Origin of the sequence: Streptomyces sp. NK08204, from assembly GCF_020400585.1 — a bacterium.
GTDB lineage: Bacteria > Actinomycetota > Actinomycetes > Streptomycetales > Streptomycetaceae > Streptomyces.
The window spans coordinates 98982-112844 of sequence record NZ_JAINVF010000023.1; the positions used below are offsets into that span (position 1 = coordinate 98982).

Annotated in this window: 14 protein-coding genes, 1 tRNA gene and 2 pseudogenes; 11 read left to right on the forward strand and 6 right to left on the reverse strand. The window is 68.1% G+C overall.

Features of this window, described 5'->3' with window-relative positions:
• The first annotated feature begins 188 nt into the window (after positions 1 to 188).
• Positions 189 to 1517, forward strand: coding sequence for a helix-turn-helix domain-containing protein (locus tag K7G59_RS27415; protein WP_225838806.1), 1329 nt, complete (start codon positions 189 to 191; stop codon positions 1515 to 1517).
• 77 nt (positions 1518 to 1594) lie between these two features.
• Here the strand turns inward: K7G59_RS27415 and K7G59_RS27420 are convergent, their stop codons facing one another.
• A complete protein-coding gene (locus K7G59_RS27420) occupies positions 1595 to 2767 on the reverse strand; it encodes a serine hydrolase domain-containing protein (protein ID WP_225838807.1) in 1173 nt (390 codons plus the stop codon).
• Between the two features lie 72 nt (positions 2768 to 2839).
• Positions 2840 to 4183 (reverse strand): transcriptional regulator, encoded by a 1344-nt coding sequence (locus K7G59_RS27425; protein WP_225838808.1) that lies wholly within the window; start codon positions 4181 to 4183, stop codon positions 2840 to 2842.
• 252 nt (positions 4184 to 4435) lie between these two features.
• Between K7G59_RS27425 and K7G59_RS27430 the strand changes: the two genes are divergently transcribed.
• From K7G59_RS27430 to K7G59_RS27450, 5 genes are all read left to right on the forward strand, one after another.
• Complete coding sequence (locus tag K7G59_RS27430; RefSeq protein WP_225838809.1) at positions 4436 to 4930, forward strand: ATP-binding protein; 495 nt, start codon at positions 4436 to 4438, stop codon at positions 4928 to 4930.
• A 14-nt stretch (positions 4931 to 4944) separates the two neighbouring features.
• The gene (locus tag K7G59_RS27435; protein WP_225838810.1) at positions 4945 to 5262 is read left to right on the forward strand and encodes a hypothetical protein; all 318 of its coding nucleotides are present in this window, start codon (positions 4945 to 4947) and stop codon (positions 5260 to 5262) included.
• Between the two features lie 133 nt (positions 5263 to 5395).
• Complete coding sequence (locus tag K7G59_RS27440; protein WP_157854473.1) at positions 5396 to 5563, forward strand: hypothetical protein; 168 nt, start codon at positions 5396 to 5398, stop codon at positions 5561 to 5563.
• 94 nt (positions 5564 to 5657) lie between these two features.
• Positions 5658 to 6854: a cupin domain-containing protein gene (locus K7G59_RS27445; protein ID WP_225838811.1), complete on the forward strand. Its 1197-nt coding sequence runs from the start codon at positions 5658 to 5660 to the stop codon at positions 6852 to 6854.
• Complete coding sequence (locus tag K7G59_RS27450; RefSeq protein WP_225838812.1) at positions 6788 to 7645, forward strand: aldo/keto reductase; 858 nt, start codon at positions 6788 to 6790, stop codon at positions 7643 to 7645. Before K7G59_RS27445 ends, K7G59_RS27450 begins: the two co-directional genes overlap by 67 nt.
• On the opposite strand, the gene K7G59_RS27455 is transcribed toward K7G59_RS27450, so the two are convergent.
• Positions 7633 to 8490 (reverse strand): hypothetical protein, encoded by an 858-nt coding sequence (locus K7G59_RS27455; protein ID WP_225838813.1) that lies wholly within the window; start codon positions 8488 to 8490, stop codon positions 7633 to 7635. The genes K7G59_RS27450 and K7G59_RS27455 overlap by 13 nt on opposite strands.
• Positions 8491 to 8587: 97 nt before the next feature.
• Here K7G59_RS27455 and K7G59_RS27460 point away from each other — a divergent pair.
• The 4 genes and pseudogenes from K7G59_RS27460 to K7G59_RS27475 form a co-directional block, all read left to right on the forward strand.
• Positions 8588 to 8944, forward strand: a pseudogene (locus tag K7G59_RS27460) (trans-aconitate 2-methyltransferase); the annotation flags it as partial.
• Between the two features lie 200 nt (positions 8945 to 9144).
• Positions 9145 to 9387 (forward strand): hypothetical protein, encoded by a 243-nt coding sequence (locus K7G59_RS27465; protein WP_225838824.1) that lies wholly within the window; start codon positions 9145 to 9147, stop codon positions 9385 to 9387.
• 96 nt (positions 9388 to 9483) lie between these two features.
• Positions 9484 to 10437 (forward strand): FAD-dependent oxidoreductase, encoded by a 954-nt coding sequence (locus tag K7G59_RS27470; protein WP_225838814.1) that lies wholly within the window; start codon positions 9484 to 9486, stop codon positions 10435 to 10437.
• A 22-nt stretch (positions 10438 to 10459) separates the two neighbouring features.
• Positions 10460 to 10648 (forward strand): annotated as a pseudogene (locus K7G59_RS27475) (NUDIX domain-containing protein); the annotation flags it as partial.
• A 440-nt stretch (positions 10649 to 11088) separates the two neighbouring features.
• On the opposite strand, the gene K7G59_RS27480 reads toward K7G59_RS27475, so the two are convergent.
• The 3 genes from K7G59_RS27480 to K7G59_RS27490 all read right to left on the reverse strand — a co-directional run bounded on the left by K7G59_RS27480 (position 11089) and on the right by K7G59_RS27490 (position 13122).
• A tRNA-Pro gene (locus tag K7G59_RS27480) sits at positions 11089 to 11162 on the reverse strand.
• A gap of 66 nt (positions 11163 to 11228) precedes the next feature.
• Positions 11229 to 11987, reverse strand: a complete 759-nt coding sequence (locus tag K7G59_RS27485; RefSeq protein ID WP_225838816.1) for a Pr6Pr family membrane protein — start codon at positions 11985 to 11987, stop codon at positions 11229 to 11231.
• A 208-nt stretch (positions 11988 to 12195) separates the two neighbouring features.
• Positions 12196 to 13122, reverse strand: a complete 927-nt coding sequence (locus K7G59_RS27490) for a metallophosphoesterase (RefSeq protein WP_225838818.1) — start codon at positions 13120 to 13122, stop codon at positions 12196 to 12198.
• 108 nt (positions 13123 to 13230) lie between these two features.
• On the opposite strand from K7G59_RS27490, the gene K7G59_RS27495 reads away from it, so the two are divergent.
• A complete protein-coding gene (locus K7G59_RS27495; RefSeq protein WP_225838819.1) occupies positions 13231 to 13698 on the forward strand; it encodes a GatB/YqeY domain-containing protein in 468 nt (155 codons plus the stop codon).
• The last annotated feature ends 165 nt before the right edge of the window (positions 13699 to 13863 follow it).

Consider the following 13863-nt stretch of genomic DNA (forward strand, 5'->3'; position numbering starts at 1 on the left):
TCTGCGGGTCAAAAACTGACACCCGCGCCCCTCCCCGTCAGTGTGTGCGCCCCCAGCGCGCTGACCAAACGCATATGCGCAAAGATCGTACAGTCTAACCGGCGCGGTCATAGCTGTCAGCGTCTCAACCGGCGTCCCGCGCAGGGAGATTGGCGTAGCCGCGCCTCGGTCGGTCGTACGCTACTCAGGTGACTGTGAGGATTCCCAGAGTCGCCCAGCTCGTGGGGGCGGACTTCGACCACGTTGAGCGAAGCCATCTGGCCGCGCTCTGCTCCCAGAGCGCGGCCGAGGACATCGACCTGGACTTCAAGCAGGACAACGCCTACACGAAGGACGGCGACGGCCAGGACGAGCTCGCCAAGGATGTCACCGCCATGGCCAACGCCCGCGGTGGTCTGATCGTCGTGGGTATCGCTGAGGATGGGCAGGGCAATGCCGGGAGGCTCTGCCCTGTGACGATCAGCGACAAGATCCACAATCAGCTCGTGGCAGCGCTGCGCAGCCGGGTCTTCCCGTTCCTGCCTCCTGACTTCCGGATACGCATGGTCGCGGACGACGTGGCCACTCCGGACCTGGGATACATCCTTATCGGCATCCCCCGGAGTCCGATTGCCCCGCATGCAGTCCGTCCGGTCGGAGGGAAAGGGCAGCAGCGGTACGGTTACGCACGTCGGCTCGGTCGTACGACAGCCTGGCTGGATGAGTCCGAGATTGCCGCTCTCTATCGTGACCGGTTCCGACAGGCAGAGGACCACACACAGCGCGTACGCCGGCAGCTCCGGGACGACACAGCATGGCTCCCCGAGAGCGGCGACGGCGGCCTGGCGCTGCAGCTGTCGGTTGTTCCTTCTGTAGGTGCGGAGCGACGTATCGACCGTACCTTCGTCCAGGAGGTGCGCTCATTTCTCGGCTTGCTCACCCAACCTGGGCGAGCCCCATCCGCCGCTCTGCCGCGTGCCTTGTTGTCGCAGCCGCCCCAGATTCGGCGGGGCCGCATGAGGGTTGCAGGGCCGGGGATCCATGCGGTCTGGCACTCGGACGGCGGAGCAACTCTTCAGGTGACTCTTGCTGCGGACTCTGGTGTCCCCGTGCTTAACCTCACTCGGCTGGAACACCAGCTGCTCTGCATCCTGCACCTTGCCTGCGCCTACGCTGAATGGGCAGGTGCATACGGGGATGCCGACGTGATGGCAAGCACAGCCTCGCCGCCCGAGGTGCACCTCGACCGCACCCCTCCCAACGGAAGTGCTCGCTACGTTCCTGGAGTGCCTGTGACGAGTGACGCGGGCACTCCATGCCACCACATTGGCTACCTGGAGGCACTGGCGAACGGCGGCTACCAATTGAGGTCCATGGCCCGCAACATCTCGATGGATCTGCTTGCCGACTACGGCGTGTACGAACCTACGCTGCTACGCGATGACGGAGAAGTGAGGTCGGAGCGCCTCGCTGTAGCCGAGCGCCTGCAGATAGAGGCATGGATGGCCTTGGGCAGAGAGCACTCAGTCAGTAGCTGAACAGCGGAGCCCTGAGGTCCTGCTGGGCTCTGCTGATGTGGCTCACGTCCGCGTCCTTGCCATATCGACCCTGTTCTCTACCTCAAGCACTTCTGCACCGCGTCGACCAGAGATGCCGCACGGACATCGCCGGTCCCTCCGACGACGTTGTTCATGGCGTACCCAAAGGCAACACCTTGCCCCGGATCGGCGAAAGCGAGTGACCCGCCTCGGCCGGTGTGGCCGAAGGAGCGTGGGCCCATCATCGGGTTGCTCCCGGTGGGCAGCATGTACCCGGCGCTGAAGCGGCTCGGGATCAGCATGACCTGGTCCTTCCCGCTGGCCTGCTCCTCGGTCGCTGACGCCAGGGCGTCCGGGGAGAGCAGGCGCACGCCGTCCACCTCGCCGATCAGCGCGGCATACATGCGGGCAAGAGCGCGTGCGGTGCCGATGCCGTTGGAGGCCGGGAGCTCCGCAGCCTGCACCTCTGGCGAGTCGAAGTCGATTTCAGGCGGGTCGGTGACGGCGTACGCCCTGTTGCTGAATGAGTTCGGGTCCCGCCAAGCGGCGACCTGCTCACGGAGTTCCTTGGGGACCGACTCGGTGGGCAGGGTGGTGAGATCGACGTCCGGCCGCTGGTACACCATGCGGCTGACTCGGTCGCGTTCGCTGGAGGGCAGACCGATGAAGAAGTCCAATCCCAGTGGAGCCGCGATCTCGTCGGCGAAGAAGCGGCCCGGTGAGCGGCCGGACACCCGTCGGATCACCTCGCCGACCAGCCAGCCCCAGGTCCGGCCGTGGTATCCGTGCGCTGTGCCCGGAGTCCAGAGGGGGCGTTGAGCGGCCAGTGCCGCCGCCATCGGGTGCCAGGCCAGCGCCTCCTTCAACGGCACCGGCTGATCCAGCGCGACCAGGCCGGCCTGGTGGGACAGGAGCCAGCGCACAGGGATGTCAGCCTTGCCGTTCGCGGCGAACTCCGGCCAGTACTTCGCGACGGGCGCGTCCAAGTCGAGCGCTCCGCGCTGGACCAGCATGTGCGCCATGGTCGCCGTCGCGCCTTTGGTCGCCGAGTAGACCAGCTGCAGCGTGTCCCGCGTCCAAAGACCACCGGTTTCGGCGTCGGCCACGCCACCCCACAGGTCCACCACCGGCCGGCCGTTCCGGTACACGCACACCGCCGCGCCGAGGTCCCCGTGCCGGGTGAAGTTCTCCATGAACGCCGCCCGCACCGGCTCGAACCCTGATGCCACCTCACCGTAGATCGTCGTCATGTCGGCCATCCTGGCAGTCTTGCGGCCCTCTTCACCGAGGCGGGCTCGCCCTGGTTGGTGAGACGGTCGACGTCAAACGGCGACGGACAGTTCCTGCAGGCGCTCCCGGAACTCGCGCACGGAGGGGACGGACTTGTGCGGCTCCAGCCGTGTGGAGAACTCCTTGAGGCGGTTCAGGGCCCGAATGGAGCTGACGCTGTCCTCCAGGAGTTCGGCGCCGTAGTTCGCGGCGTCCAACGCACCCTCCAGGTCGCCGCCGGCGAGCCGCGCCTCAGCGAGACGGCTTGACCGTACGGCCTTGTCCCGGGGGGCGGCTCTCGTCACGGAAGTCTCCAGGGAACTGGTTGCGCGTTCCACCTGCCCCGAGCGCAACAGGACCTTTCCCTCGGTCGACCGCAGTTGTGCCTCGCCGAACCAGTCGAGCCAGTCCGGGTTGTCGTCCGTCACCTGGCGCTCCCACAGGGAGGTGGCACGGTTGAGGGCCGTGCCCGCCTCGCGGTGGTCGCCGTCGCGTGAGAGGGCCTCTGCCTTGTGCAGGTGGAGGAACGACTGGGTGCAGGGCGACAGAGAGCGTGGCGCGTTGTCGATGGCGGTCGAGATGAGGTCGACACGCTCGGCGGTGCGCCCGGCCTCGGAGACGTGCACCCCCATCTCCACGAGGATGAACGCGCCGAAGGCGTCGTCGCCGGCAGTGCGGGCGCTGCGCAGGGCACCGACGTAATAGCGCTGGCCTGCGGATCGTAGGCCGGCGTCGTAGGCCATCCATCCGGTCAGGTGTGACACGCGGGCCGCCAGCGCGTACAGCCGGAGCCTGACCTTGTCGGTGTAGCGGCCACCGCCGAGGAGACCGGTGACCAGAGCCAGGTCGCCTCGTGCCTGTTCCAGCAGCCGAGCGCCGCCAAGCTGGTCGTCGAGTGTGCGAAGTGTGCTGATGCGCTGCTCGATCGTCGAGACCATCGTGTCCGTGACCTGGTCACCGTTGAGCGCCGCGGCCATGGCGGAGGGCGCGTCCACCCAGCTCGCCGCGAGACCGGTCAGGGCGGCTCCTGTGATGGTGAGAAAGCCTCTGCGGTCCATCCGTCCACTCCCCACAAGATCGGACAATGCCTCGACGGTACCGGCCTCTGTCCACGGAGCGGTGAGTCCGGTCACCTCCCAGACGGGGAGCCAGCGGGGCCATCCCTCCGCACGCGCCTGCTCGTACGGGACGCCCAGCAGGTCGGCGAGGACGCGCTGGGCGTCCGCGTCCGGCTCCTGGCCCTGTGCCCACTTCCATACAGTCGTCCGGTTGGTCGCGAGCGGGATCCCGAGCTTCCTCCCGTGGTCTTGCATGAGCCGGGCGAATTCGGCCTTGCCCCATCCACGCGTCTGGAGGAGGAAGGTCAGCGGGTGGACTGCTAACGGCTCGGTAGGCACGTCATCACTCCTGTCGTCCGCTCAAGACGTAGCTGGAAGGCTACTTCGCGTGTCCGAGTACGGGGAGGCGTCCCCAGGAGAAACCCCCTAGAAACGTTCCGGTGGGCCGGGGCACCGCCGTTGACTGAGTATCAGCCGCCGGCGAGCGAGTTCAGTTGAACGCTCGCGGAGCGGCTCCTCAGATCGGCGGCTCCATTCCTGTGCCCCCCGTCGGGGATGGAGCCGCTCTCCAGTTCTTCGGAGGCGTCCGACATGCCCACGCTCGTCCATCGGTTCGTCCTCGCGGGTATCGAATCCGAGGTGCCCCCGGCCCGGCGCGAGATCGTCGACAAGGTACGCGCATGGGGTGTGCCGCTGGACGAGGAGACTGCCGACGCCATCCGACTCGTCGCCTCGGAGCTCATCACCAACGCTGTGGTCCACGGGGCGGGGCCGATCACCGTCACCGTGTTCAACTGGCCCGGTCGCTTGGTGATCGATGTCCTGGACGGCGACCCGTCGGTTCCGCGTACAGGGGGTGCCCAACCGGATGACGAGAACGGGCGTGGCTTGGCGTTGGTCCGACTGCTCTCGGCGCGCTGTGCCTGGGAGCCCGCCGGCGCCGGTAAGCGGGTATGGGCCGAGATGGCGCTGCCCATGGCGGTGGAGACGAGCACGGCTGCCGCTGGACCGCGTGGCTTATTCGCGATGTGGGCCAAGCACCGGGATGGGGCCGAGCCCAAGTCGCTGACGGTGGCGGTCGCCTGATGGGGAGGCACGCAGTGCGAGCGGCTCTCTCTCCGGAGCGCGATGTGGTCTTCTGCCCCACCCGCGGCGACATCGACCCCGTCACCGGCGAGCCGACGGCCTATGCGCTGTGGGACAGGCATGAGTGGCAGGCGCATGGCGAGTGCTGGCTGTGGTGTGGCCGTGACGACGTCGAGGTGACGTGGATCGGGCCCGTCCGGTCGAGCGGCATGCACGCGGCTCTCTTTGCGTGCCTTGCGTGCCTGTACGAACTGGACCAGCGCGTCCTGGAGGCCAACATGCGCCAGGACGCGGCCGTTCTGCCGATGAGCGGTCAGTCCATGCGGCCGTAGGCGCAGAGCTGCGGCTCACTGGGCCGCCCAATGACCGCCGCCTCACGGAAATCCGTCTCTCCCACGGCCGTGAGGCGCGGCCCTGACCTCCCGCCGGAGCCCCGGCGGGAGACCCAAGAGGAAGGAGCACGAGGTGGAAGAGCGCACGACACCGCCTCCGGCCCGTAGCGGCCTGCTGATGGCGGTCGAAGAGCTGACCGCCGTCCACGACCGGTACGACAGCCTCCGGTCCGACAACGCCGGAAGCTCCGGCGACGCGCCGTGGCCGGGCGGCGACGGCAACCTGCACGACAGCGAGTAGGCGCGAGCGCACCAAGCGGCTGGGGCCGGCACGACTGGCCGTGCCGGCCCCAGCCGTGTCCACATCAGGCGACCACACCCTTGGAAGGACAGCGATGGAACATCGGTTGATCAACGCGATCGAGACAGCACTCGGATGGAGCGGGGCCGAGAAGCTGGGCAAGGGTTTCGCGCGAGGCGGTCTGGACGACCCCGCGCCCCTCTCCCGCCTCCTGACCCCCAACCGGCTGCTCGACATCGCCATGCGCAGGAGCCTGAATCGTCCGCAGTTCCGGTGCTTCCAGAAGGGGGTGGAGGTGCACCCGGCTGTCTACTACACAGACAGCGTGAGCCCCCGGGGCCAGAGCATCCCCATGGTCAACATGCGAAGCCTCGGAAACCTCCTGCGAGAAGGCGCGACGCTCATCCTCGACCAGGCCAACGTCTTCGACCCGACGATGGAGGTCGCGTGCCGGGCGTTGCAGTGGTGGTCCCATGAGCGTGTGCAGGTCAACGCGTACCTGACGACGAACGACGCCGCCGGCTTCCCCCTGCACTGGGACGACCACGACGTCGTGATCTTGCAACTCGCTGGCGAGAAGGAGTGGGAGGTGCGGGGCGCGTCCCGCAAGGTCCCCATGTACCGGGACTCCGACCCCAACACCATCCCGAGCGACGAGATCATCTGGGCCGGCGTGATGAGGACCGGTGACGTCATGCACATCCCCCGAGGCCACTGGCACCAGGCAACCAGGACCGGCAGCGGCTCGGGCAAGAGCCTCCACGTCACATTCGGCATCACCAAACGCACCGGCGCCAGCTGGCTCTCCTGGCTTGCCGACTGGAGCCGCGAGCACGAGATCTTCAGGCACGATCTGGACCGCTGGCACGTTCCCGACAGCGCGGCTCTGACCAAGGCCGCCACGGCACTGCTCGGCGAGCGCTCCCCGGCCGACTACCTGGCCGCGTACGAGCAGGAGACGACCCTGCCCAGGCATGTGCCTTTCCTCGACATCCTCGGGCCGCTCGACGCCGTCGTGTGCACCACCCACTTCCCTCCCCGGATACGGGAGAGCGGGGAGACCGTCGATGTCCTGGCCTCGGGGAAGAGGCTGACCCTCGCGGCCAAGGCCCTGCCGGCGCTGCATCTGCTGTTGAGCGGCAGGCCGGTCGTGCTGGAACAGGCCGCGGCCGTCGCAGGGGCCGAAGTGGTGGAGGTCGCCGAGATCCTGGTGAAGGAGGAGCTGTGCGCGGTCCTGACCCCCGAGTTGTCCTCGGGCTACACCGGTCTCGTCACGAACGCCAGCTCCTGACCGGGGCGCTGGACCTGGGGGTCACCGCGCTCGACACCAGCACCAACTACCTCGACTTCCGCTCGCACCAGGTCCTGGCTCGAACAGCCGGTGACCTGCTGCCGAAGTTCACGGTCTCCACGAAGGTCGGCTACTTCCCGGGGCCCGACGGGGCGGAGCATTCCCTGGATCCCACGCGGCTGAACTCGGCCGTGGAGGAGGCGGCCAAGAAGCTGGGGCGGGAGCCGGACCTGGTGTTCCTGCACAACCCGGAACACTCGCTCCGGAAAGCTGTCCCGCACGACAAGGATCTGCTTGCAGCGGCGTGCACCGCCCTGGATGACGCCAAAGCCAAGGGGCTGTGCGGCGCCTGGGGGGTCGCGTCATGGGATCCGTCACCGGTGCTGAGCGTGGTCGACCTGACCGTGCCGAGGCCATCGGTTCTCATGGTGCGCGCCGGCTTGCTGGTCGGCACCAGAACGCTGGCCGCGGCGGACAACCTCATCAATGCGTGGAATCTGGGTTGTGGCGAGGTCTGGGGGATGAGCCCCTTTGGGGGCAGTACCAGTGCCTCGGTGTGGGACAGGTTGGAGCCGCGCCTTTTCCTCCAGGACGGCCGTCGGCTCTCCCGCGTCCAGGCAGCATTCAGAGTCGCCTACCATCTCCCGCGGGTCGGCTCCATCGCCGTGGGCACCGACGAGCCGACCCACCTTGGGGAACTCGTCAGAGCCTTGGCAGGCCAGGTGGAGGAACGGACCGTCCAGGAGTATCGGAAGTTCCTCCGCGATCGCTCGCGTGATCACTCCGCTTGAAGCTCCTCGATGACCTGCTCGGCCGTGCGCTGTGCAGGCTCCAACCGAGGATCCTCAGGGTGCGCGTACGGCCCAAGGATCTTCGAGCAGACGAACAGCGTCATCAGCTTGCCGTCCCGGCTCTCGAAGTCCCGCCGACGCTCCTGCCGTACACGCTCGGCCAGAGACGGGACGGCAAGCGAGCTCGCCCACAGCGAGGCCGAGTCAAGTCCCTGTGGGGCGTTCCCCCAGTCCTCCCAGTCGAAGAGGCTGAACACCGGCGCCGTGACGTTGGCCCAGTTCAGGTCGGCGTGGGCGGGCACCCAACGCTGGACGGTCGTATCGAAATCGCTGGGAAAGACAGCCCGAATGGCCTCGGTGACCGACGTCTGGGTGATGGTCTCGGTGTCCGGTGTGGCGACCCGCCTTGTCTGGTGCGCTGCCAGCGCGTCCAGAGAGGCGTTCAACCCGTCCCACCACTCGTCCGAGAGTTCCGGGGTCTCACTCAGAATGGCGTTTCCGACTGGAGCGGCGGGCAGAAGGTCAGTTTCGTCGGCCCGCCACATCACCTGTTCGTTCGTGTCCCGCCAGACCAGGCATCCCCGCCATGCCGGCTGGGCGACGCCGCCCAAGCGGGCGGCGCACTCCGCGCCGTTCCATCCTTGATCGGTGATCTTGTCGAGCAGGCGTCGCTCGATGCGGACCCAGGTCTCGCGGTCGGTCCGTGCTCCCACAGACCGACGCTTGCGCACCACTGTATCCGGTAGGAAACGCACCTGCAGAGACCGCGCCACGCGATCCAGAACCTCGTCAACTGGCCGCACGCGTAGGTCAACAGCCTGACTCGTGGAGACCGAGAGCGTCATACACGGGACCGTAGCAGCGAGGCAGCGCGAGGTAGTCAAACACGAGAAACCAGCCGCTACGTTCGGTTACACCCAGTACCTCATGGGATGAGATCACATGAACCTGTTCGCTGGGACCGCCAGCTACTACCGTCAGTTCCGCCCCGGCATCCCGGAAGACGTCGCCGAGACCCTGGGCCAGGCCGCTCCGCACCGGTCCTGCGGCCAGCGTCGCCTGCTGGATATCGGCACCGGCACCGGACTGGTGGCTGAGGCGCTGCTCGGCCGCTTCGACGACATCATCGCCCTCGACAACGACGCCGACATGCTGGCTGCGGCCGAGTCGGCGCTGCGTCCGAAGCTGCCCGAAGGGACGCGCCTGTCGCTCGTCGAGAGCACCGCTGAGGACTTCGTGCCACCCGTCGGCTGGAAGGCCGACCTGGCCACGATCTGCCGCGCGTTCCACTGGCTCGACCAGACCGCCGTCCTGGCCCGCCTGGATGACCAGGTCGCACCCGATGGTGTCGTGGCCATCTTCGGGGACAGCAGCTTCTGGACCGCGACCAGCCCCTGGAAGGAGGCAGTGCGGGATGTCATCAAGACGTTCCTCGGCGAGGAACGGCGTGCCGGTTCCGGCACCTTTTCAGCACCACAGCCCGCCCGTACACCGAGATCATGGAGGAGTCGCCCTTCGATCGGGTCGAGGAGGCGCGGATCCCCGTGCACCGCACCTGGACCGCTGAGAGCATCCTCGGCTACCTCTACTCCACCTCCTTTGCCGCACCCCACCTCTTCGGCGACCGGCTGCCGGAATTTGAGATCGCAGTCAAGGAGCGGCTCGCGGACTTCAGCGAGGACGACACCTTTCCGGAGGAGAACGAGTTTCTGATCCGCTTCGGGTGGCGGAGCGGGAGTTGAGTGCGACAGCACGAGAGGTGTTTTGGACAGGGAGGGGCAATCTTGGACTCGCGCAACATGCCCTGTCGAAGTCACCCGGGGCTTAGGGTCGGCCTCGTGACCGCAGGGGAGCGCGTTGTCGTTGTCGGGGCTGGGGTGGCTGGGCTCACCACGGCCGTCGTTCTCGCCGAGGCCGGGGCTTCGGTGCACGTGATCGCCGAGCAGGTGCCGGGGGTCACTTCGCTGGCGGCCGGGGCGATGTGGGGGCCTTACCTGGTCGAGCCGAAGGACAAGGTCGACCAGTGGGGACAACGGTCCTTGGAGATCTTCCGGGAGCTGGCCCAGGACCCGGCGACGGCCGTCCGGCTCACCAGTGGCATCGAGGCATCCCGCACGGCCGAAGCCGCGCCGGACTGGGCCACCACTTTGCCGGGTTTCCGACCGTGTGAGCGGGCCGAACTTCCGGCCGGGTTCACGGCGGGCTACCGGTTCACCGTGCCACTGATCGACATGCCCACCTACCTCGACTACCTCCTGCGCCGGCTCCGCGACGCCGGCGGTGTGGTCGAGCAGCGACGGCTGACTTCGCTCTCTGACGTCGGTCCGGCGTCGGTGATCGTTAACTGCGCGGGCCTCGGGGCACGCGAGCTCGTGCCGGATCCTGACCTTCGGCTCATCCGCGGCCAGCACGTCGTCGTCACCAACCCCGGGCTGACCGAGTTCTTCTCCGAGGACACCGGCCTCTCGCCCGATCTGCTGTGCTTCTATCCTCACGGCGACACCGTCGTCCTGGGGGGCACAGCGATCGACGGCGAAGGCGATCTGGCCCCCGACGATAAGGCTGCGGCCGGCATCCTCGCCCGCTGTGCCGAGGTCGAGCCCCGCCTCGCCCAGGCCCGTGTCCTGGAGCACCGGATCGGCGCTCGACCGACCCGCGCCACGGTCCGTGTGGAGGAAGAGGTGCGGGAGGATGGCACCGTGGTCGTGCACAACTACGGCCACGGAGGCGCCGGCGTCACGCTGTCGTGGGGGTGCGCCGAGGAGACTCGGGCGTTGCTCTCCATCAAGTGATCTGAACCTGGAGGAACGGGCGTTGCGGCAGACAGCGGAGCACCAGCCGGGCGTAGCCGCAGCCGTCATCGTTCACGAGAGACGTGTGCTGATGGTGCGTCGTCGTGTCAACGAGGGTTCGGTCGCCTGGCAGTTCCCGGTCGGCAAGGTCGAACCTGGTGAGACACGTGAAGACGCTGCCGTCCGTGAGACGCGGGAAGAGACGGGCTTGGCCGGTCCGGGTGATGGCCGTGTTCCAGGGAGAAGCGCCCCGCGTCAGTGATCTCCGCCCGCCACTTCCCATCCTGCTTGGGCATGGTGATCACACGCCGCTCCTTGAGCGCGCGGGCGGTGAGAGCGAACTCTGGGCTGTCCGACGTGACGGGGTCGGCTCCGTCCCCGATGCGGGTGCGGAGTGCGAGTTGCCGGTCATTTAACGGGGACCGTCGGTGCATATCGATCGTCGTACCGGCTGCGGTCTCCTCGACACAAGCCGTGGGGTGACTCTTGCGCAGCGCACGGAGTGCTCGAAGGCGGAACACCTCCCGCTGGGAGCCACTGGGGAGCCGCTCCCTGAAGTCGGCTCCCAAATGGCTCCCAAAACGGGGCCGCAAAGCAAATCAGGCCCGGTGCTGATCTCTCAGCACCGGGCCTGACCTGGTGTTTCGGCTGTCGGGGTGGCGGGATTTGAACCCACGACCTCTTCGTCCCGAACGAAGCGCGCTGCCAAGCTGCGCTACACCCCGGTGTCACTGCTTGTCGCGGCGACGTCGTTTACTTTAGCCCACCGGCGGCTGGAGACGAAATCCGATTCAGACGAGGTGGCGGTTCGGGGTCGGGCGGGTGTGGTCCAGGGCGACCAGGAGGACCGCCAGGGCGTAGACGGCGAGGCCCACGAGGAGGGCGTTGGCCAGGGTGCTGCGGTAGCCGTGGGCGGCTGCGTCCAGGAAGGGGTAGAGGTAGCGGGCCGGGGTCGAAGGGGGGAGGGAGGCTGCTCGCGCGAGGTAGAAGACCAGGTAGGCGAGGGGGTAGAGCAGCCAGGTCGCGGCGTGGCGGAGGCGGAAGCGGGCCGCGGGGGTGAGGAGGAGCCAGTCCAGGACGGCCGCTGCCGGAACGGCCGTGTGGAGGAGTTGGAGGGCCGCCCACTGGGCGTGCCAGCGGGCCGGGGGAGTGGTCGCGTCCGTCATTGAGAACGGCGGCGTCGTATGGGCCAGGAGCAGGTGGTAGGCCAGCGCGGTGATCAAGGCGTAGAAGAGTGCGGCGCCTGTCACGGACGCGGGGAGCGGGCGGCGGGCCCGCCACGCCCTCGTCGCGGACATGAGCATGATCACGAATACCAGGATGCCGGCCTGGACGCTGAAGTAGCTCAGCGTTCGGGTCGGGGTCCCCAGCAGGAGTTCCAGGGCGACCGTGGCCGCCGCCGCCACGGCGGTCAGGAGGCGGAACGCCGCTGCGAGAGGGCGGCGCGTCGGGCCGACCACCGCCGTGGCCGGGACCGGTGCGGGCAGAAGGAGGGGAGGGCACGGGACCGCGGGCAGGTCCGGGATGTCCCTGGGTATCGGTGCGGTCATGCCCTCACGCTAAGGAGGGGAGAGGGGTGAGGCTATTTGGGGCGTCTGGGTGGGTTACATGCTGTTCCGCTATGTTTCGGCCCGGTATGTCCTTGATCGGTCACACCCTTGAATCCGTCGCACCCTGATGTGCGGCATTCCGATCCGTTATGGCCCTTCTGCGTCGCCCCTGAGTCGTTGTGTCCCGACCCGCAGCGCCCCGGCCGTGCTACTCCCTGGCCGTCAGCGTCAGCAGCGTCGCCTCCGGTGGGCAGGCGAAGCGGACCGGTGTGTAGCGGTTCGTGCCGCAGCCTGCTGAGACGTGGAGGTAGGACGTGCGGCCCTCCGCCGTGTGCGTCGACAGGCCCTTCACCCGGTCCGTATCCAGGTCGCAGTTGGTGACCAGAGCGCCGTAGAAGGGGATGCAGAGCTGGCCGCCGTGGGTGTGGCCGGCCAGGATCAGGGGGTAGTCGTCCGCCGTGAAGGCGTCGAGGACGCGGAGGTACGGGGCGTGGACCACACCGAGGGAGAAGTCGTACGTGCCCGACGGGCCGCCCGCCACCCGTGCGTAGCGGTCACGCTTGATGTGGGGGTCGTCCAGGCCCGTCAGCTCGATCGAGACACCCTCGACCTTCAGGACACCCCTGGTGTTCGTGAGGTTCAGCCAGCCCGCGGCGTCGAAGCCGTCCCGCAGGTCCTCCCACGGGTTGTGGATCGCGCCCACGGCCGGCGGGTTGCCGTTCAGACCGTGCCTGCCGCTCGTCTTCTCCAACAAGTAGCGGGCGGGGTTGCGCAGTTTGGGCCCGTAGTAGTCGTTGGAGCCGAAGACGTACGCGCCCGGGAACTCCATCAGGGGGCCGAGGGCGTCCAGGACCTCCGGCACACCCTCGGGGTCCGACAGGTTGTCGCCCGTGTTGATCACGAAGTCGGGGCGGAGGCCCGCCAGCGACTGCAGCCAGCGCTGCTTCTTGCGCTGGCCGCCGACCATGTGGATGTCGGAGACCTGGAGCACGCGCAGCGGGCGCATGCCCGGCGGGAGGACCGGTACCGTCACTCGTCGGAGGCGGAAGGAGCGGGCCTCGAAGCCCGCCGCGTACGCCAGTCCGGCGGCGCCTGCCGCCATGATTCCCAGGGGTACTCCGTATCGCGCGCGCATACGACCATCGTGTCAGACACCGCTCCTGCCCCGGGACCGGCCGCCGTCGATGTCAGAGGGCGTTAATCAACGGGCGTTCGGGTTCGGACACCTGCGACAATCGAGCCCATGACCACCACGCTCAAGTCGAAGCTGCAGGACGACCTCAACGCCGCGATCAAGGAGCGCGATGAGCTTCGCTCCGCGACGCTCCGGCTGACGCTCGCCGCGATCACCAAGGAGGAGGTCGCGGGCAAGGAGAAGCGCGAGCTGTCCGACGACGAGGTCCTCAAGGTGATCACCCGTGAGGCGAAGAAGCGCCGCGAGGCCGCGGACGCCTTCGCGCAGGGCGGTCGTCCGGAGCAGGCCGAGCGGGAGAAGGCCGAGGGCGAGGTCCTCGCCGAGTACCTGCCCAAGCAGATGTCCGACGAGGAGCTGGACGCGATCGTCGCCCAGGCGGTCGAGGAGGCAAAGGCCGCCGGTGCCGAGGGGCCGCGGGCCATGGGTGCCGTGATGAAGATCGTGAACCCGAAGGTGGCCGGCCAGGCCGAGGGCGGACGCGTCGCCGCCGCGGTGAAGAAGCTCCTCCAAGGCTGAACACGCACGGGCCGACGGCGGTTCGGGTACGGCACGCCCGCCGGTCCCCGTACGAACGCCCGACCCGGTCCATGCTCGTACGACGGCGGGGCCCCCCCCCCCCCCCCACGGGACCGCCGCCCAACTGGTCGGCCTGTCCGCGCCCGCCGTCAAACGGCGCGTGGA